17 protein-coding genes are annotated in these 18,472 nt (G+C 61.2%); 11 read left to right on the top strand and 6 right to left on the bottom strand.

From position 1 onward, the window contains the following. The first annotated feature begins 131 nt into the window (after positions 1 to 131). A complete protein-coding gene (locus tag ACWPW0_RS03575) occupies positions 132 to 545 on the top strand; it encodes a DUF4345 domain-containing protein (RefSeq protein WP_454254454.1) in 414 nt (137 codons plus the stop codon). On the opposite strand, the gene ACWPW0_RS03580 is transcribed toward ACWPW0_RS03575, so the two are convergent. After that, positions 518 to 1,153, bottom strand: a complete 636-nt coding sequence (locus ACWPW0_RS03580) for a TetR family transcriptional regulator (RefSeq protein WP_454254455.1) — start codon at positions 1,151 to 1,153, stop codon at positions 518 to 520. The two genes, ACWPW0_RS03575 and ACWPW0_RS03580, sit on opposite strands and share 28 nt — an antisense overlap. 191 nt (positions 1,154 to 1,344) lie before the next feature. Between ACWPW0_RS03580 and ACWPW0_RS03585 the strand changes: the two genes are divergently transcribed. The 3 genes from ACWPW0_RS03585 to adeC are packed head-to-tail and all read left to right on the top strand — an operon-like array spanning position 1,345 to position 7,094. Continuing rightward, positions 1,345 to 2,490: an efflux RND transporter periplasmic adaptor subunit gene (locus ACWPW0_RS03585; protein WP_447589065.1), complete on the top strand. Its 1,146-nt coding sequence runs from the start codon at positions 1,345 to 1,347 to the stop codon at positions 2,488 to 2,490. A 12-nt stretch (positions 2,491 to 2,502) separates the two neighbouring features. Beyond that, a complete protein-coding gene (locus ACWPW0_RS03590) occupies positions 2,503 to 5,646 on the top strand; it encodes an efflux RND transporter permease subunit (protein ID WP_447589067.1) in 3,144 nt (1,047 codons plus the stop codon). After that, complete coding sequence (gene adeC / locus ACWPW0_RS03595; RefSeq protein ID WP_447589069.1) at positions 5,643 to 7,094, top strand: AdeC/AdeK/OprM family multidrug efflux complex outer membrane factor; 1,452 nt, start codon at positions 5,643 to 5,645, stop codon at positions 7,092 to 7,094. Before ACWPW0_RS03590 ends, adeC begins: the two co-directional genes overlap by 4 nt. 95 nt (positions 7,095 to 7,189) lie before the next feature. Here adeC and trmA read toward each other — a convergent pair whose 3' ends face one another. Then, positions 7,190 to 8,275, bottom strand: coding sequence for a tRNA (uridine(54)-C5)-methyltransferase TrmA (trmA, locus tag ACWPW0_RS03600; protein ID WP_447589071.1), 1,086 nt, complete (start codon positions 8,273 to 8,275; stop codon positions 7,190 to 7,192). Continuing rightward, entirely contained in the window at positions 8,272 to 9,570 is a 1,299-nt protein-coding gene (locus ACWPW0_RS03605; RefSeq protein ID WP_454254456.1) for an NCS2 family permease, read from the bottom strand. Before ACWPW0_RS03605 ends, trmA begins: the two co-directional genes overlap by 4 nt. A gap of 217 nt (positions 9,571 to 9,787) precedes the next feature. Here ACWPW0_RS03605 and ACWPW0_RS03610 point away from each other — a divergent pair, with 217 nt between their 5' ends. From ACWPW0_RS03610 to ACWPW0_RS03640, 7 genes are all read left to right on the top strand, one after another. Then, on the top strand, positions 9,788 to 9,913 hold the full coding sequence (locus ACWPW0_RS03610; protein WP_454254457.1) for a hypothetical protein: 126 nt from the start codon (positions 9,788 to 9,790) through the stop codon (positions 9,911 to 9,913). Continuing rightward, positions 9,913 to 10,359, top strand: a complete 447-nt coding sequence (locus tag ACWPW0_RS03615) for a SecDF P1 head subdomain-containing protein (protein WP_447589079.1) — start codon at positions 9,913 to 9,915, stop codon at positions 10,357 to 10,359. The genes ACWPW0_RS03610 and ACWPW0_RS03615 overlap by 1 nt, the downstream gene beginning before the upstream one ends. A 236-nt stretch (positions 10,360 to 10,595) precedes the next feature. Further along, the gene (locus ACWPW0_RS03620) at positions 10,596 to 12,041 is read left to right on the top strand and encodes a cytochrome ubiquinol oxidase subunit I (RefSeq protein WP_454254458.1); all 1,446 of its coding nucleotides are present in this window, start codon (positions 10,596 to 10,598) and stop codon (positions 12,039 to 12,041) included. Between the two features lie 3 nt (positions 12,042 to 12,044). Continuing rightward, on the top strand, positions 12,045 to 13,052 hold the full coding sequence (cydB, locus tag ACWPW0_RS03625; protein WP_454254459.1) for a cytochrome d ubiquinol oxidase subunit II: 1,008 nt from the start codon (positions 12,045 to 12,047) through the stop codon (positions 13,050 to 13,052). Between the two features lie 13 nt (positions 13,053 to 13,065). Next, positions 13,066 to 13,212: a DUF2474 domain-containing protein gene (locus ACWPW0_RS03630; protein WP_447589085.1), complete on the top strand. Its 147-nt coding sequence runs from the start codon at positions 13,066 to 13,068 to the stop codon at positions 13,210 to 13,212. 191 nt (positions 13,213 to 13,403) lie between these two features. Continuing rightward, positions 13,404 to 13,817: a DUF2946 family protein gene (locus ACWPW0_RS03635; RefSeq protein ID WP_454254460.1), complete on the top strand. Its 414-nt coding sequence runs from the start codon at positions 13,404 to 13,406 to the stop codon at positions 13,815 to 13,817. Between the two features lie 47 nt (positions 13,818 to 13,864). Next, positions 13,865 to 16,018, top strand: a complete 2,154-nt coding sequence (locus tag ACWPW0_RS03640) for a TonB-dependent copper receptor (RefSeq protein ID WP_454254461.1) — start codon at positions 13,865 to 13,867, stop codon at positions 16,016 to 16,018. 81 nt (positions 16,019 to 16,099) lie between these two features. Here ACWPW0_RS03640 and ACWPW0_RS03645 read toward each other — a convergent pair whose 3' ends face one another. From ACWPW0_RS03645 to ACWPW0_RS03655, 3 genes are all read right to left on the bottom strand, one after another. Beyond that, positions 16,100 to 16,561, bottom strand: coding sequence for a GNAT family N-acetyltransferase (locus tag ACWPW0_RS03645; protein ID WP_447589091.1), 462 nt, complete (start codon positions 16,559 to 16,561; stop codon positions 16,100 to 16,102). Between the two features lie 704 nt (positions 16,562 to 17,265). After that, a complete protein-coding gene (locus tag ACWPW0_RS03650) occupies positions 17,266 to 17,598 on the bottom strand; it encodes a hypothetical protein (protein ID WP_447589093.1) in 333 nt (110 codons plus the stop codon). A gap of 405 nt (positions 17,599 to 18,003) precedes the next feature. Continuing rightward, positions 18,004 to 18,423, bottom strand: coding sequence for an ankyrin repeat domain-containing protein (locus tag ACWPW0_RS03655; RefSeq protein WP_447589095.1), 420 nt, complete (start codon positions 18,421 to 18,423; stop codon positions 18,004 to 18,006). Positions 18,424 to 18,472 lie beyond the last annotated feature (49 nt).

Raw genomic sequence — 18,472 nt, forward strand, 5'->3', positions numbered from 1 at the left:
CAGGCACAGGGCGGCCTGTCTCGGTGCGACAATCCGGCCTATGCTGCAGCCACTCAGCGCGAAGCGCCCCGATAGGCGGGTCCTATACAGGAGAGGGCGATCGATTACCCACGGAATCAGGAGTCAAAGCCATGTTGCTCGCTCGTATCGTGTTGATTGTGCAGGCCGTGTTTCTCGCGGTGGCAGGGCTGGCCTATTTCATCTGGCCGCAGGAGATGGCCAGCCTCAGCGGCATGCTGCTGATGGAGCCGGCAGCCATTACCGATGTGCGCGCTTATTACGGGGCATTGCAGATCGCACTGGCGCTTTACCTGGTGCTGGCCTTGTTGAGGGTCGACTTGCTGCGCCCGGCACTGACCTTGCTGGTGCTGCTCTACAGTGCGTTGGCGCTGGGGCGTATCGCAGGCCTGTACCTGGATGGCGGCCTGCAGCAGACGTTCAATCTCTACGCCCTGTTGTTCGAGGTGGTTTCAGCCGGGGTGGCCTTCGCGGTGCTGCGCACGCTGGGGCGTATTGATCAGGCTGTGCGCAGGGAGGGGCTGTAGCGCAGCATGTCGAGCAGGGAGTCCACCAGCAGCGCGGCTTGATCGGCCAGTGGTTGTGGCCCGGCGGCCAGTAGCCAGCGGGCCTGGATGCCGTCCAGGCAGGCATGCAGGCAGGTGGCGGCGCGCTGACAGTCCAGGGTGCTGGGGAGTTGCCCTTTGTTCACGGCGTTGCGCAGGGTGCGCTCGATGCGTACGTCGCACTCCAGGCTGAATTCCTGCATGCGTTGGCGCAGGTCGCCCAGGTCATCGGTGTACTCGCATTTGTACAAAAGGATTTCACTGACCCTGCGACGTTGTGGATCATTTTCCAGATCGCACAGCACCCGTATCATCAATTCGCGCATACGGCCCAGCGGATCGGGCTCGTCTTCCCGTTCGCTGGCTGTGGCGAGGTCTTCGAGGGGCAGGCGCAGACGGTCGAACAATGCCTGAAACACATCGACCTTATTCTGGAAGTGCCAATAGATCGCGCCCCGGCTGACGCCGGCAGCGGTGGCGATATCCGCCAGAGAAGTGCGCGACACGCCTTTGGCGTAGAACACCCGTTCGGCAGCATCGAGGATGTCCACTCGGGTTTCTTCAGCTTCTTCTTTGGTACGTCTGGCCATTCTTCAACTCAGCAAGCCCACGGATAAATAGCCAAATCGGCACAGTCATATTCTTATGTTCTAGAGGAATAAAGCATTTACAAACATTCTCGGATGTAAGTATATTCGTTAGCTACCTAAATAGTCCACTTCCCATCCCCGCTCGGGTGCCTTCACGGTCCCGACGAATTCTCCATATGAGGTCGATTCAGATGCACAAGAAGCCAGCCTATGTAGCCATGGTTTCCGCCGTCGCTCTGGCCACGTTTACCCTGGTCGGCTGTAAGGAAGAGGCCGAACACCCTGCGCCACCGCCGCAACAGGTCGGTGTAATCACCCTGCAGGCAGAACCCTTCACGTTGACGGCCGAGTTGCCGGGCCGTACCAGCGCGTACCGCATCGCTGAAGTGCGCCCGCAGGTCGACGGCATCATCCAGAAGCGCCTGTTCAAGGAAGGCTCCGAGGTCAAGGCCGGCGAGCAGCTCTACCAGATCGACGAATCCGTGTACCAGGCCAGCTACAAGAGCGCCCAGGCGACCCTGGCGTCGACGCAGTCGCTGGCCACGCGCTACAAGGACCTGGTCGCCGACCAAGCCGTGAGCAAGCAGGCGTATGACGAAGCCCGCGCTTCCAGCCTGCAGGCCGAAGCCGCGGCAGAAAGAGCCCGTATCGACCTGCGCTACACCAAGGTGCTTGCGCCGATCTCCGGCCGCGTCGGCCGTTCGGCCGTCACCGAGGGTGCCCTGGTCAACAATGGCCAGGCTCAGGCGCTGGCTACTATCCAGCAGCTCGACCCTATCTATGTCGATGTCACCCAGCCGAGCAAGGACCTGCTGCGTCTGCGCCGCGAGCTGGCCAGTGGGAAGCTGGAGAAGGCTGGTGAGAATGCTGCCAAGGTTCAGCTGACGCTCGAAGACGGCAGCCAGTACGAACACGAAGGCACGCTGGAATTCTCCGAAGTTTCGGTCGACGAAGGCACAGGCTCGGTCACGCTGCGCGCCGTGTTCCCCAACCCGGATCACAGCCTGTTGCCAGGCATGTTCGTGCATGCGCGCCTGAATGCGGGTGTTAACCAGAGTGCGATTCTGGCGCCGCAGCAAGGCATCACGCGCAACGTGCAGGGCCAGCCGACCGCGCTGGTGGTCAATGGCGAGAACAAGGTCGAGCTGCGCAAGTTGAGCGCCGAGCGCACCGTGGGTGATCGCTGGTTGGTGACCGACGGCCTCAAGGCTGGCGACAAGCTGATCACCGAAGGCCTGCAATTCGTACATCCGGGCGATGAAGTACAGGTCGCCCCAGCCAAAAACGTCGCTGTAGGTCCGGAGTCATCCGCGGCCGATCAGGCCGGCAGCCGCTAAGGAGCGACAACGATGGCTAACTTCTTTATCGACAGGCCGATCTTCGCCTGGGTGATCGCCTTGGTGATCATGCTGGCGGGCGGCCTGTCCATTCTCAAACTGCCGATCAACCAGTACCCGAGCATCGCCGCGCCGGCAGTGGCGATTCAGGTCAGCTACCCGGGCGCTTCCGCACAGACCGTGCAGGACACCGTGGTCCAGGTGATCGAGCAGCAGCTCAATGGTATCGATGGCCTGCGCTACATGTCCTCGGAGAGCAACTCCGACGGCAGCATGACCATCACCGTGACCTTCGAGCAGGGCACCAACCCTGACATCGCCCAGGTCCAGGTGCAGAACAAACTGCAGCTGGCCACGCCTCTGTTGCCGCAGGAAGTGCAGCAGCAGGGTATCCGTGTGACCAAGGCGGTGAAGAACTTCCTGCTGGTGATCGGTGTCGTCTCGGAAGACGGCAGCATGACCCGTAACGACCTGTCCAACTACATCGTGTCCAACATGCAGGACCCGATATCGCGGACCAAGGGCGTCGGTGACTTCCAGGTGTTCGGTGCCCAGTACGCCATGCGTATCTGGCTCGATCCGGCCAAGCTGAACAACTTCAAGCTGACTCCGAGCGACGTGAAAACGGCGATCCAGGCGCAGAACGTGCAGATTTCCTCCGGCCAGTTCGGCGGATTGCCAGCGGGTCCTGGCCAGCAGTTGAACGCGACCATTATCGGCAAGACCCGCCTGCAGACGCCGGAGGAATTCCGCAAGATCCTGCTCAAGGTCAATCGTGATGGTTCCCAGGTGCGCCTGGGTGATGTGGCGACTGTCGAGCTGGGCGGTGAGAACTACAGTATCGATGCGCAGTTCAACGGCCTGCCGGCTTCTGGCCTGGCGGTCAAGCTGGCGAGCGGGGCCAACGCCCTGGACACGGCCAAGGCCATTCGCGAGACCATCAACGAGCTGGAACCGTTCTTCCCGCCAGGCATGAAAGTGGTGATGCCGTACGACACCACACCGGTGATCTCGGAGTCCATCACCGGGGTGATGCATACCCTGCTCGAAGCCTTCGTGCTGGTGTTCCTGGTGATGTTCCTGTTCCTGCAGAACTTCCGGGCCACCATCATTCCCACCCTGGCGGTGCCGGTGGTGCTGCTCGGGACGTTCGGCATCCTGGCGGCCTTCGGCTTCAGCATCAACACCCTGACCATGTTCGCCATGATCCTGGCCATCGGCCTGTTGGTGGACGATGCCATCGTGGTGGTGGAAAACGTCGAGCGGGTGATGCGCGAAGAGGGCTTGTCGCCACTCGAGGCGACGCGCAAGTCCATGGGGCAGATCCAGGGCGCACTGGTCGGGATCGGTGTGGTGCTGTCGGCGGTGTTGTTGCCGATGGCGTTCTTCGGTGGCTCGACGGGCGTGATCTACCGGCAGTTCTCGATCACCATCGTCTCGGCAATGGTGCTGTCGGTGATCCTGGCGCTGATCTTCACGCCAGCCCTGTGCTCGACCCTGCTCAAGCCGATCCCCAAGGGTGAGCATCACGTCAAGCGCGGCTTCTTCGGCTGGTTCAACCGTACCTTCGAAAGCAGCGTCAACGGCTACGAGCGCGGCGTGCGGGCCATGTTGCGGCGCAAGACACCGTACCTGCTGATGTATGCGGTGATCATCGCGATCATGGTGTGGATGTTCGGCCGTATTCCGACCGCGTTCCTGCCTGACGAAGACCAGGGCGTACTGTTCGCCCAGGTGCAGACACCGTCCGGCTCCAGTGCCGAGCGTACGCAGGTGGTCGTCGACAACATGCGTAAGTACCTGCTCGAAGATGAGGCCAGTACGGTCAAGTCGGTGTTCACCGTGACCGGCTTCAACTTCGCCGGCCGCGGCCAGAGCTCCGGTATGGCGTTCATCATGCTCAAACCCTGGGGCGAGCGTACGGCCGAAGGCACCAGTGTGTTCGACCTGGCGCACCGCGCGCAGATGCACTTCTTCGGCACTGATTTCCGCGACGCCATGGTGTTCGCCTTCGCGCCGCCTGCGGTGATGGAGCTGGGTAACGCCACCGGTTTCAACCTGTTCCTGCAGGACCGTGCCGGTGTCGGCCATGAAACGCTCAACGAAGCGCGGGACAAGTTCCTCGAGCTGGCCTCGAAGAACCCGATCCTGAACAGCGTGCGGGCCAACGGCCTGATGGATGAGGCGCAGTACCAGTTGCTGATCGATGATGAGAAGGTACGCACCCTTGGTGTGTCCCTGGCTGACGTGAACAACACCCTGTCGATTGCCTGGGGTGGCAGCTACGTCAACGACTTCATCGACCATGGGCGGGTCAAGAAGGTCTATCTGCAAGGCGTGCCAAGCTCGCGGATGAACCCGGAAGACCTGAGCAAATGGTTCGTGCGCAATGACACCGGCCAGATGGTGCCATTCAACGCCTTCGCCACCGGCAAGTGGGTGTATGGCTCGCCCAAGCTGGCCCGCTACAACGGTGTCGGCGCGGTGGAGATCCTCGGTGCGCCGTCGCCTGGCTACAGTTCGGGCGATGCGATGCTGGCGGTGGAAGAGATCGCCAAGCAGTTGCCGGAAGGTGTCGGTTACTCCTGGACCGGACAGTCCTACGAGGAGCGCCTGTCGGGCTCCCAGGCTCCAGCGTTGTATGCGTTGTCGCTGCTGGTGGTGTTCCTGTGTCTGGCGGCGCTGTACGAGAGCTGGTCGATTCCATTCTCGGTGATGCTGGTGGTGCCGCTGGGTATCTTCGGTGCGCTGATGTTCACCATGTTCCGCGGGCTGTCCAACGACGTGTTCTTCCAGGTGGGCCTGATTACCACCATTGGCCTGTCGGCGCGTAACGCGATCCTCATCGTCGAGTTCGCCAAGTCGCTGCATGAGCAGGGCAAGAGTCACGTCGAGGCGGCCGTCGAGGCCTGCCGCATGCGACTGCGTCCGATCATCATGACTTCGCTGGCGTTCATTCTCGGTGTCGTGCCGCTGGCCATTTCCAGCGGCGCGGGCGCCGGCAGCAAGCACGCCATCGGTACCGGTGTGATCGGCGGCATGCTCACCGCGGCGGTCCTGGCGATCTTCTGGGTGCCATTGTTCTATGTGCTGGTCTGCTCGATGTTCAAGGACAAGAGCGCCAACGCCACCAACGAGAAGGAGGCCGTCCAGTGAGGCAGTCCCTGTTGTCTCTGACCATTGCCGCCGCTGTGCTCAGCGGCTGCACGATGATCCCCGACTACCAGCGCCCTGCGGCGCCGGTGGCGGCGGCCTGGCCTGAAGGCGCTGCCTACGGCGGCGCTGCGGATGCCGCGCAAACTGGCACGCTGGCGGCCGAGCTTGGCTGGCGCACGTTCTTCCGCGACCCGGCGCTGCAACGCCTGGTCGAGGTGGCGCTGGTCAATAACCGTGACTTGCGTGTTGCCGCGTTGAATATCGACGCCTATCGCGCACAGTACCGCATCCAGCGTTCCGAGCTGTTCCCGAGCATTTCCGCTGCGGGCAGCGGTACCCGGCAACGTCTGCCGGCCGACCTGTCGCAGACCGGCGAAGCCACCACCAGCGGCCAGTACAGCGCCACGCTCGGCACCAGTGCCTGGGAGATCGATTTCTTCGGTCGCCTGCGCAGCCTCAACGAGCAGACGCTGGAGCAGTACTTCGCCAGCGAAGAAGCACGCCGCAGCACGCAGATCAGCCTGGTCGCCAGTGTCGCCAATGCCTACCTGACACTGCAGGCCGACCAGGCGCTGCTGGCCCTGACCCGCGACACGCTGGACACCTACCAGAAGAGCTACACGCTCACCGAGCGTAGCTTCAATGTGGGGGTGGCCGACGCCCTGGCGCTGAGCCAGGCGCGTACCGCGGTACAGAGCGCGCAGGTCAATTTGGCCCAGTACACCCGTCTGGTTGCCCAGGACCGCAATGCGCTGACCGTGCTGCTGGGTGATGGCTTGCCGGCCAATATTCCGGCTGGCGAAGTGCTCGACACCAACCTGCTCGCCGAAGTACCGGCGGGGCTGCCGTCCGATCTGCTGCAACGTCGTCCCGATCTGCTGCAGGCCGAGCATCAATTGCGCTCGGCCAACGCAAGCATCGGTGCGGCGCGTGCGGCGTTCTTCCCGAACATCAGCCTGACCGCCAATGCCGGTACCAGTAGCCGCGAGTTGTCCGGCCTGTTCGACTCTGGATCGGGCAGCTGGTTGTTCCAGCCGCATATCAATCTGCCGATCTTCACGGCCGGACGTCTCAAGGCCAACCTCGACTATGCCGAGGTGCAGAAGGACATCCAGGTGGCGCAGTACGAAAAAGCCATCCAGACCGCCTTCCAGGAAGTGGCGGACGGCCTGGCGGCGCGCAGTACCTATGAGGAGCAGTTGCAGGCCCAGCGTGAGCTGGTGAAAACCAGCGAGCAGTACTACAACCTGGCGGATCGTCGTTTCCGTACGGGCGTGGACAGTTACCTGACTCTGCTCGATGCCCAGCGCCAGTTGTTCAGCGCCAAGCAGCAACTGATTGGGGATCGCCTCAACCAGCTCACCAGCGAGGTCAACCTGTACAAGGCTCTCGGCGGTGGTTGGAACGAGCAGACCACGACAGTGGCGACCGCACCTGCGGCCAACTGAGTCGCCTGCTGCAACGAAAAAGCCCCGGCAGTGCCGGGGCTTTTTTGTGGGCGTTTGTCTGCGGTGTCCTCTATCGGAACTCCAGGTGGCGAGCCTTAGCGCCGTACCAGCAGCACGCCGCTTTCCATGTGGTGGGTCCAGGGGAACTGGTCGAACAGCGCGCAGCGTTCGATGCGGTGCGTGTCGTGCAGCTGGGCGATGTTCGCCGCCAGGGTCTCCGGGTTGCAGGAGATGTACAGGATGCGTTCGAAACGGCGCGTCAGCTCGCAGGTGTCCGGGTCCATGCCGGCGCGTGGCGGGTCGACGAAGACGGTGCCGAAGGCGTAGCTTTTCAGGTCGATGCCAGCCAGGCGACGGAACGGGCGTACGTCGTTCAGCGCCTGGGTCAGTTCCTCGGCGGACAGGCGCACCAGCTCGATGTTGTTGATGCCGTTGTCGGCCAGGTTGGCCAGCGCGGCATTGACCGAGCTCTTGCTGATCTCGGTGGCCAGCACCTTGCGCACACGGGTCGACAGCGGCAGGGTGAAGTTGCCATTGCCGCAATACAGCTCCAGCAGGTCGTCGTCACGCTGGCCGAGAGCGTCGTAAGCCCACTGCAGCATCTGCTGGCAGACCATGCCGTTGGGCTGGGTGAAGGCGCCTTCCGGCTGGCGGTAAGTGAATGTACGACCGGCCACCTGCAGTTCTTCCTGAACGTAGTCGCGACCGATCACCAGGCGCTGACCTCGTGAGCGGCCCACCAGGCTGACGCCCAGCTTGGCGGCGAGCTGTTCGGCCTCGGCTTGCCAGGCGGCGTCCAGCGGGCGGTGGTAGCACAGGGTGATCAAGGCATCGCCGGACAGGGTGGTGAGGAACTCGACCTGGAACAGCTTGAAAGCAAGAACAGAGCTACTCCGCCAGGCGCTTTTTAGCTGCGGCATCAACTCATTGATGCGCAGGCTGGCGATGGGGAAGTCTTCGATCAGGATCGGCGTGTGCTTGTCGCCGGCGGCGAACATCGCGTAGTGACGTTCTTCCTGTTCGCGCCACAGGCGGAACTCCGCGCGCAGGCGGTAATGCTCGGCCGGCGAGGTGAAGACCTCGGGCTCGGGCGCGGTGAAAGGGGCGAGCAGCGCGCGCAGGCGGCTGGTCTTGTCGTGCAGTTGGGCGGCATAGGCCGCGGCGTCGCGAGTCGGATTCATGCGGCAGTGCTGTAGGCGAATTTGAAGACGAACAGCGCGGCCAGAATCACCAGCGCCGGGTTGAGTTCGCGCCAGCGACCGGCCAGCGCCTTGATCGCCACCCAGGCGATAAAGCCCAGGGCGATGCCATTGGCGATGGAGAAAGTCAGCGGCATGGCCAGCGCGGTGATCACCACGGGGGCGGCGACGGTAAGGTCGTCCCAGTCGATTTCGGCGAGGCCGGCGGTCATCAGTACGGCGATGAACAGCAGTGCCGGTGCAGTGGCGAAGCCCGGTACGGTGCCTGCCAGCGGCGCGAAGAACAGCGCCAGGAGGAACAGGACGGCGACCACACAAGCGGTCAGTCCGGTGCGCCCGCCAGCGGCAACGCCGGAGGCAGATTCGATGTAGCTGGTGGTGGTGCTGGTGCCCAGTAGCGAGCCGCCCATGGCCGCCGTGCTGTCGGCGATCAGCGCGCGGCCCATCTTCGGCAGATGGCCGTCGGCACGCATCAGGCCGGCGCGCTTGGCCACGCCGATCAGGGTACCGGTGTTGTCGAACAGGTCGACGAACAGGAAGGCGAAAATCACGCTGATCATCGCCACATCCAGCGCGCCCATCAGGTCCAGCTGCAACAGGGTCGGCATGATGGATGGCGGCATCGACACCACGCCCTGGAAGGGCGTGACGCCGAGCAGCACGGCGATCACCGTGACCGCCAGGATGCCGATCATCACCGCGCCGGTCACACGCCGAGCCTCCAGGGCGATGATCAGGAAGAAACCGAAGATCGCCAGCAGCGGCCCGGGTGCGGTGAGGTCGCCAAGGCCGACCAGGGTGGCTGGGTTGTCGACCACGATGCCGGCCTTCTCCAGGGCGATCAGCGCCAGGAACAGGCCGATGCCGGCGGCAATCGCCGAGCGCAGGGGCAGCGGAATGCTGTTCACGATCCACTCGCGGATGCGGAAGATCGACAGCACGAAGAACAACGTGGCGGAGATGAACACCGCCCCCAGGGCCACCTGCCAGCTGTAGCCCATCTGCAGGACCACGGTGTAGGTGAAGAAGGCGTTGAGGCCCATGCCGGGCGCGAGGGCGATCGGGTAGTTGGCGATCAGGCCCATCAGCGCCGAGCCGATGGCGGCGGCCAGGCAGGTGGCGACGAATACCGCGCCGACATCCATGCCGGTCTTGCCGAGGATTTCCGGGTTGACGAAGAGGATGTAGGCCATGGTCAGGAAGGTGGTCAGCCCGGCCAGTATCTCGGTGCGCACGGTGGTGCCGTGTGCCTTGAGTTGGAAGAGTTTCTCCAGCATGACAGCCCCCTAGGCCTCAATCTGCGGATCGGCAAAAGCAACGCACAGCATCCGCTGGGGACGCTGGTGAAAATGCCGTATAGGAAAGCGGCGCATCATATCAGCTCACCTGCGGCTGGTGAATTTGTGCACACCGATGGGCTGTTCATTAAGGCGAACCACGCCGGGCAGGGTGGGTCCACATGAGCATGGAGACCGCCGCCCCAGGAGAACAGTCATGACCAGCCGCGCGCTGATTGCCCTTGCCGACGGCGTGGACGCTATCGACACCGCGTCCCTGCTCGAACAACTGATCGGCCGGTTCTCGCGCAACCTGGTGGCGAACGCCATGTGGGCGTCCTGATGCGCGGCGTTCTGCTGCTGGTCGCCGCCGTGGTGCTGGCAGGTTGTGCCATGGCGCCTGAGGTGGGCAAGGACGGCTTGGGTCTGCATCGGGCGACGATGTCGGCCCAGCCGGGCTGGGTGGTGATGCGCTACGCACAAGGCAGCGCGCCTTACTGGGTCGAGCCCGAGGCGAGGCTCGGCAGCAAGGATGTCGAGCGGGCCGAGGCGCTGTTCGATGAATCCGGGCAGGCGGTGGTGTTGCTGGTTTTCAACCAGGCTGGACGCGCCCGTCTGGAGCAGATGACCCGTGAGGCGATCGATCAGCCGCTGGCCATCGTGATCGATGGGCAGCTGCGCCTGGCGCCATTGGTGCAAGCCCCGATCAGCGATGGGCATATCGTGCTGTCCGGTTTCACGGGGGCGGATGAGGCCTTGCAGTTCGCCGCAGCGTTGACGCCACCGTAGTTTCGGGATGCGGCTTTGCACCACAGGGTATGGGCGATCACTACGCGATATTCTGTGATCGTCCATTGATCTGCATCAACGCACGCAGGTAAATGACCCTGCCGGTTTTTTTGACCGGATGCGCGCGGTAGACCATTTTTCAATAAGAACAATTCACCAACCCCGGACTCCAAGACCTGGAGCCACTGGACGGCTGACCGTGTCCGCCCAGAACATCACCTGACCGAGGATGTCCCATGTTCGGCTTAGAAGCCCTGGACCTGGCGCGAATACAGTTCGCCTTCACCATCTCGTTCCACATCATCTTTCCAGCCATCACCATCGGCCTGGCCAGTTACCTGGCAGTGCTCGAAGGGCTGTGGCTGAAGACCGGCCAGGAGGTCTATCGCGACCTCTACCATTTCTGGTCGAAGATCTTCGCCGTCAACTTCGGCATGGGCGTGGTTTCCGGCCTGGTGATGGCCTACCAGTTCGGCACCAACTGGAGCGCCTTCTCCGACTTTGCCGGCTCGATCACCGGGCCGTTGTTGGCATATGAGGTGCTCACGGCGTTCTTCCTCGAAGCCGGCTTCCTCGGCGTCATGCTGTTTGGCTGGAACCGCGTGGGGCCAGGCCTGCACTTCTTCTCCACGGTGATGGTGGCCATCGGTACGCTGATTTCCACCTTCTGGATTCTGGCCTCCAACAGCTGGATGCAGACCCCGCAGGGCTTCGAGATCATCGATGGTCGGGTGATTCCGGTGGACTGGTTCGCGGTGATCTTCAACCCGTCGTTCCCTTACCGGTTGATGCACATGGCAACTGCCGCCTTCCTGGCCACGGCGTTCTTCGTCGGCGCCTCGGCGGCCTGGCACCTGCTGCGCAAACGTGACAACCCGGCCGTGCGGCAGATGCTCTCGATGGCCATGTGGATGGCCCTGCTGGTCGCGCCGATCCAGGCGGTGATCGGCGATTTCCATGGCCTCAATACCCTCAAGCACCAGCCGGCGAAGATCTCCGCAATCGAAGGCCACTGGGACAACAGCAGTGGCGAGGCCACGCCCCTGATCCTGTTCGGCTGGCCGGACATGGAGCGTGAGGAAACCCGCTTCAAGGTGGAGATTCCCAAGCTTGGCAGCCTGATCCTGACCCACAGCCTGGACCAGCAAGTGCCGGCGCTGAAGGAGTTCGCCAAAGAGGACCGACCCAATTCGACCATCGTCTTCTGGTCGTTCCGTGTCATGGTCGGCCTGGGCCTGCTGATGATCCTGGCCGGGGTCTGGAGCCTGTGGCTGCGCTGGCGCGGCACGCTGTTCCAGTCGCGTGCATTCCTGCACTTCGTGCTGTGGATGGGGCCGTCCGGGCTGATCGCCATCCTCGCGGGCTGGTTCACCACCGAGATCGGTCGCCAACCCTGGGTGGTCTACGGGCTGATGCGTACGGCCGATGCCTCGTCGGGGCACAGCGCGGGGCAACTGGGCCTGACGCTGACCCTGTTCGTGGTGGTGTATTTCGCCGTGTTCGGCGCCGGCTTCGGTTACCTGATGCGCCTGGTGCGCAAAGGTCCGGTAACCAACGAAGGCAAGGAGCAGGGCGTCGGTGGTCCCGGCCAGCAACGCACGCCCGCCCGGCCGATTTCGGCAGCGGACGAGGGCATGGATGATGACGACAACAACGGCGACGATCTGGGCGCGAGGAACTGAACCATGGGCATCGATCTTTCGCTGATCTGGGCCATCATCATCGTCTTTGGCGTGATGATGTATGTGGTGATGGACGGGTTCGACCTGGGCATCGGTATCCTCTTTCCGTTCGTGCCGGACAAGGGCGAGCGCGACATCATGATGAACACCGTGGCGCCGGTCTGGGACGGCAACGAAACCTGGCTGGTGCTTGGTGGCGCCGGCCTGTTCGCGGCCTTCCCGCTGGCTTACTCGGTGGTGCTCAGCGCGCTCTACCTGCCGCTGATGTTCATGCTCATCGGCCTGGTGTTCCGCGGCGTGGCCTTCGAGTTCCGCTTCAAGGCCAAGGAGCACAAGCAGCACATCTGGGACAAGGCGTTCATCGGTGGTTCGCTGGTCGCGACCTTCTTCCAAGGGGTGGCGCTGGGGACCTTCATCGAAGGCATTCCGGTGGAGAACCGTGCCTTTGCCGGTGACACGCTGAACTGGCTCGCACCGTTCCCGCTGTTCAGCGGCCTGGGCCTGGTGGCGGCCTATGCGCTGCTCGGCTGCACCTGGCTGATCATGAAGACTGAAGGTCGCCTGCAGCGGCAGATGCACGACATGGCCCGCCCGCTGGCGCTGGTGTTGCTGGCGGTGATCGGCATCGTCAGCATCTGGACGCCGTTGTCGCAGGACGCCATCGCCCAGCGCTGGTTCAGCATGCCCAACCTGTTCTGGTTCATGCCGGTGCCGCTGCTGGTGCTGGTGACCTTCTTCTACCTGCTGCGCTCGGTGGCCAACGACGACAACATCAAGCCGTTCGTGCTGACGCTGATCCTCATCTTCCTCGGCTACAGCGGCCTGGGCATCAGCCTGTGGCCGCACATCGTGCCCGGCTCGCTGACCATCTGGGAAGCGGCGGCGCCCCCGCAGAGCCAGGGCTTCGCGCTGGTCGGCGCGCTGTTCATCATTCCTTTCATCCTGATGTACACGGCGTGGAGCTACTACGTGTTCCGCGGTAAGGTCACGCACGATCAGGGCTATCACTGAGCGGAGGCGCGCGATGATGACCGACAAGGTCGAGAAGAAACCGCTGTGGCAGCGCCTGGGTTGGCTGCTGCTGATCTGGGCGCTCAGCGTGCTGGCGCTGGGTGTGCTGTCTTACCTGCTGCGGTTGTTCATGAATGCGGCGGGGTTGAGCACGCCCTGACAGGGGAGGCTTCAACTCCTGGTGCCTGACGACGCTCAGGGCTGCATGGCCGTCTGCTTTCGCCCTCCGGGGCGAGACCAGAAGTCCCGGTTCCCTCGCTAGTGATCGTCCCTGTAAATGCATGAGACTCATGCGACTGCGGCAATCAACCGCGTCGTGAGCACTTCCCCGGCGGTGCTAGAGTCGCCGCCATGAAAATCGCCCGCCAGGACCGCACGCTGATTGCCTGGATGCTCTACGCCAGCATCCTCTTCAGTCTGTTTGCCTGTGCCGTTCACCACGGCCAGGGCGTTGGCCTGCAACTGAGTGGCCTCGATACGGCGTTCTGTTCCACCCATGGCGATGCGCCCGTGCATGACAGCGGCAATGCCCTGATGGCGAACTTCCAGTGCCCGCTGTGCTCGGCCATGGTGCTGGGCATGGCCTTGCTGTTCGGCCTGGCCTGGCTGTTGCGCCAGGAGACCAAGCCCCCTCGCCCGGACCGCAGAACCTGTGGCCGGCTGCCGCCGCGTTACCTCTGGCCATCGGCCAACCCTCGCGCTTCTCCCCTGATCCGAGTTGTTGCACCAGGCCATGAGCCTGCATTCCCGTATTGCCGCGTCTAGCCGGACGAGGGCTGCGACTCCGTGCTTTCAGATTCAGGATTTCACCGATGACGCCATCATTTTCCCGTCGACCACTGCGGTCGGCCGCCTATGCTGTTTTCTCTCTAAATACGTGGGTGCCGTTTGCCCGACATTCTCTGGCGCTGTGTGTCGGCCTCGGCCTGTCCCAGCAGGCGCTGGCCGATGAGCATGCCGAACACCAGGCCGATGCCGCTGCTCATGAGCTGCATGCCACGGTAATCACGGCCGTGCAGCAGACCTCGCCGCTGACCGTGGTCACCGACCCCAAGGCGCCCCGCCAGCCGGTGCCGGCAACTGATGCCACCGACTACCTGAAGACCATTCCCGGTTTCTCCGCCATTCGCAGCGGCGGCAGCAATGGTGATCCGGTGCTGCGTGGCATGTTCGGCTCGCGCCTGAGCATCCTCACCAATGGCGGGCAGATGATCGGCGCCTGCCCGGCGCGGATGGACGCACCCAGCTCCTACATCGTGCCGTCGACCTACGACAAACTCACGGTGATCAAAGGCCCACAAACCGTGCTCTGGGGCGCCGGTGCCTCGGCCGGCACGGTGTTGTTCGAGCGTGAGCCGGAGCATTTCGGCGAGCTTGGCAGTCGTCTCGATGCCAGCCTGCTGGTGGGCTCCCGTGGCCGTCTGGACAAGCTGCTCGACGGTGCGGTGGGCAGCGAGCAGGGCTACCTGCGGGTGATCGGCAGTCAGGCCCGCGCCGACGACTACAAGGACGGCCATGGCGACACCTGGCCATCGCGCTGGGAGAAGTGGAGTGGCGATGTCGCCCTCGGCTGGACACCGGATGCCGATACCCTGATCGAACTCAGCGCTGGCCGGGGTGACGGAGAGTCGCGCTACGCCGGGCGTGGCATGGACGCCGCCAAGCTGGAGCGCGAAAGCCTCGGGCTGCGTTTCTCTCGCGAGAACCTCGGCGCTGTGTTGCGCAAGGTCGAGGGCAATGTCTACTACAACTACGCCGACCACATCATGGACAACTACAGCCTGCGCACCCCGAACCCGGCCAGTAGCATGCCCATGCCGATGGCCTCCAGCGTCGACCGCCGTACCCTCGGTGGCCGGTTCGCCGCCACGTTCACCTGGCAGGCTGTGGAGCTGGTAGCCGGTGTCGACGCCCAGCGCAGCGAGCACCGCGGTCGCCGCTCCAGCTACGACATGATGACCGGCGCGCTGACCGAGCCCGACGCCTTCGCCTGGAACAAGGATGCCGACTTCCACAGCTATGGCGCTTTCGCCGAAGGCACCTGGCAGGTTGTCGACCGCAACCTTTTCATTGCCGGTGCAAGGCTGGATCGGGCCTCGGCCAGGGACTTCCGTCAGAGCATCGGCAGCATGATGGGCTCGCGCTCCAACCCGACTGCCGGCGACACCCGTGCCGACACGCTGCCGAGCGGGTTCGCCCGCTACGAGTACGACCTGGCCAACTCGCCCACCACCCTGTATGCCGGCCTCGGCCATGTGCAGCGCATGCCCGACTACTGGGAGCTGTTTTCGCCAAGCAATGGCCCACAAGACACGCCTAACGCTTTCGCCGGTGTGAAACCGGAGAAGACCACGCAACTGGACTTCGGCGTGCAGTACCAAGGCGAGAAACTACAGGCCTGGGCGTCGGGCTACGCGGGGCAGGTGCGCGACTACATCCTGTTCACCTACACGCCGGGAATGATGGGCAGCACCTCGCGTGCCGAGAACGTCGACGCGCGGATCATGGGCGGCGAACTGGGTGCCAGCTACCAGTGGACATCGAACTGGAAGAGCGACGCCACGCTGGCCTACGCCTGGGGCAAGAACAGCTCCGACGGTTCGGCACTGCCGCAGATGCCACCACTGGAAACCCGCCTGGGTCTGACCTACGAGCAGCAACGCTGGAGTGCCGGTGCCCTGTGGCGCGTGGTGGCCGCGCAAACACGGACCAGCGAAGGGCAGGGCAATGTGGTCGGCAAGGACTTTGGTGACAGCAGCGGCTTCGCCGTGATCTCCCTCAACGGCGCCTTCAAGGCCACTAACTCGCTCACCCTCAGCGCTGGCGTCGACAACCTGTTCGACAAGGCCTACAACGAGCACCTGAATCTGGCTGGCGATGCCGGCTTCGGCTTCCTGGCCGATAACCCCGAGCGGGTCAGTGAGCCGGGGCGCACGCTATGGACCAAGGTGGACGTTCGCTTCTGATAAACAGGCAGGCCGCTTTCACGTTTGGTTAAGGGGCCGGCTTTATCTCGTCCCAGTGAGCGAAGCGAGCAACTTGAGCCGCTAGTTAGAGGGTGAAGTGATTTTGCTCATTATGATGATTTTCTCAACACCTTCATATTCTTCGCGCACTTTCGCATACCCTAGTTTCCGATAAAAACCTTCAGCAGTTATTGAAGAGGGTACAGTCAGTTCCTTTATTTGGTTTTTTGTAGCCAGCTCTTCTATGTGCCTCATTAGAGCTAGGCCAATACCTAAACCCTGAAGCCTTGGCATTACGAAAACAGATCGTATGGTGCTTTTATCTAAGCTAGCAGTTCCGGTGACCGTTCCGTTGTTCACGGAAATGAATGTCTCACGGGCGAGCATACGGCTTACTATCCGCTCAGGTGAAAAATTCTCTGGCAGTTTCTCAATAAAAGATGCGGGGTAGTCTGAAGCATTAGTTTCTTTAATAGCGGCAATTATTAGAGTGCTGATCGCCGCCGCGTCTTCCAGGCGTGCTTTGCGTATAGATATGGTCATCAGCAATACCTCTAATGTTTGGTTAAGGGGCGGGCTTTAGCCCCTCCCAGTGAGCGAAGCGAACGGTTTCAACCACTAGTTAGATGGTGGTGCTGCTATCCGGGCTGTTCTTATGCGGGTGATTAAAAGAATTATTCCCTCAGACCTTATGCATAGAAATATACCGATGAGTATTTTGATTATTATAGCTAGTTCTTTTGCTATCAATTCGGAGACCCCGCCAAAGGGGTCTAGCGGCTGCCTAATATGACTTATCAACCGTGCAGTATTGAATACCAGGTCTGGTATGTTCTCGGTGATTATGTAAATACCCATTATGCAAAGCGCTGCTGATTGAAGTTGTTCAGAGGTGATGCTGATATTGAATGTGCTTTCGGAGCGTTTTGGTGTAAGAAAATTTGATATTGTCAGTGACAGTTTGTTAGTGCAAATGCTGCAGCTAACATGAAGCCTACTTCAAGCACAGCAGCTATTGCATAGATTTTGTAATCACTAGAATGGTCAGTTGCCAACTGATTCAAAATAAAATGCTGATTTATTATTGCAAGAAAGACTGAGTAGAATATGTATATTCCAATTACCCGGATTGGGATGCTCAGGAGTTAAGTGTATTTCATATGCATTCTCTAACGAATAAGCTAAGGGGACGGCTTCGCCGGTGCAAACTAGTGAAGCAAGCGATTTGAGTGCATTGTTAGAGGTCGTCAAGCACCAGCTCCTTGATTGAATATTGGCAAGTACAAAGCGACAACGCCTACTGAAAAAACTAAAGCTAAACCAAGAATGCCAATTAAGCATGAGGAGAGTGCGCCATGCTTGGGTAGTGGCCATTTATACCAGACATAAATAACTGTTATCGGCAGTAACCATAGCGCATGATAGTAGTAAATAAAAAAGGTGGTCAGTGTGGGTAGCTCGGCATTAAAGCCCTCAAACACCGCACGAAATTGAGGTGCAATCAAGGCTGGCCCAATGGCAGCTATTAATGCGCTTAACAAGCCTGCGGCGAGAGCGATTTTTTCGAGTATTGTCCGCATAAATCCCTGCAGGTTCTAACGTTTGGTTAAGGGGCTGGCTTTAGCCGGTCCCGAGTGAGCGTAGCGAACGGTCTTGAACTAATTGCAGGCACACGGTTTATGCCCGTACAACAACTAATTCCAGACGACGGAACCGCGAATCAACAAGAGCGTCAAGTGCCACCCCGAGAGCTAAGGCAATCCCGAGCACGAGCCAGCTCTGAAAAACGAAACCCAAACCAGCTGATAGTAGGCCAATGCACATCGATAACACCGTAAGTAAAGCGGACTTCTTAACCCGAGAAACTGTTCCACAATCCGGGCAACGATAAGTGCCAAACCCGCTTTTGATCCATGTATGAGAGAACCGAATCGAGTCTTTCTGACAATTTGGACAGTTCATGTGCGAGTGTGTCTAACTTTTGGTTAAGGGGCCGGCTTTAGCCGGTCCCGAGTGAGCGAAGCGAGCGACTTGAACCAATTGTTAGATACCACACTCAGAATTTCTATTATTTCTTTACGCTCCAATAAATCGGCTAGCTCAATTGGTGTGTGGCCGTTCGAGTCCTGCACGATTTCTGCGCCTAACGATAGGAGCAACGCCACTGCTTCGATGCGATTTTGCTCTGTTGCACAATGCAATGGAGTAAACCCTGTTTCTCCCCGCGCATTTATATCTGCGCCAGCCTCAATTAGGGTTCTTATAGCCTCGCAATCACCCCAGCAACTGACGACGTGAAGAGGTGTATCCCCCCAACCGTTTTTGTAGTGAATAGACGTGGCCTTGTGGCCGTAATAGTCTGGCACTGATTCGACTTCATTGAGGATTTCTTCAAGGCTACGCATAGAGTTCTTGTGGTTTCTAACGTTTGGTTAAGGGGCCGGCTTTAGCCGG

The organism is Pseudomonas sp. Marseille-Q8238 (genome assembly GCF_965111915.1).

Coding starts and splice junctions, on each gene's coding strand:
- ACWPW0_RS03590 (WP_447589067.1), top strand. CDS start 2,503: ATGGCTAACTTCTTTATCGACAGGCCGATCTTCGCCTGGGTGATCGCC.
- ACWPW0_RS03575 (WP_454254454.1), top strand. CDS start 132: ATGTTGCTCGCTCGTATCGTGTTGATTGTGCAGGCCGTGTTTCTCGCG.
- cydB (WP_454254459.1), top strand. CDS start 12,045: ATGGGCATCGATCTTTCGCTGATCTGGGCCATCATCATCGTCTTTGGC.
- ACWPW0_RS03645 (WP_447589091.1), bottom strand. CDS start 16,561: ATGACCATATCTATACGCAAAGCACGCCTGGAAGACGCGGCGGCGATC.
- ACWPW0_RS03585 (WP_447589065.1), top strand. CDS start 1,345: ATGCACAAGAAGCCAGCCTATGTAGCCATGGTTTCCGCCGTCGCTCTG.
- ACWPW0_RS03620 (WP_454254458.1), top strand. CDS start 10,596: ATGTTCGGCTTAGAAGCCCTGGACCTGGCGCGAATACAGTTCGCCTTC.
- ACWPW0_RS03655 (WP_447589095.1), bottom strand. CDS start 18,423: ATGCGTAGCCTTGAAGAAATCCTCAATGAAGTCGAATCAGTGCCAGAC.
- ACWPW0_RS03630 (WP_447589085.1), top strand. CDS start 13,066: ATGATGACCGACAAGGTCGAGAAGAAACCGCTGTGGCAGCGCCTGGGT.
- ACWPW0_RS03650 (WP_447589093.1), bottom strand. CDS start 17,598: ATGCGGACAATACTCGAAAAAATCGCTCTCGCCGCAGGCTTGTTAAGC.
- ACWPW0_RS03640 (WP_454254461.1), top strand. CDS start 13,865: ATGACGCCATCATTTTCCCGTCGACCACTGCGGTCGGCCGCCTATGCT.
- ACWPW0_RS03635 (WP_454254460.1), top strand. CDS start 13,404: ATGAAAATCGCCCGCCAGGACCGCACGCTGATTGCCTGGATGCTCTAC.
- ACWPW0_RS03580 (WP_454254455.1), bottom strand. CDS start 1,153: ATGGCCAGACGTACCAAAGAAGAAGCTGAAGAAACCCGAGTGGACATC.
- ACWPW0_RS03615 (WP_447589079.1), top strand. CDS start 9,913: ATGCGCGGCGTTCTGCTGCTGGTCGCCGCCGTGGTGCTGGCAGGTTGT.
- ACWPW0_RS03605 (WP_454254456.1), bottom strand. CDS start 9,570: ATGCTGGAGAAACTCTTCCAACTCAAGGCACACGGCACCACCGTGCGC.
- ACWPW0_RS03610 (WP_454254457.1), top strand. CDS start 9,788: ATGACCAGCCGCGCGCTGATTGCCCTTGCCGACGGCGTGGACGCTATC.
- trmA (WP_447589071.1), bottom strand. CDS start 8,275: ATGAATCCGACTCGCGACGCCGCGGCCTATGCCGCCCAACTGCACGAC.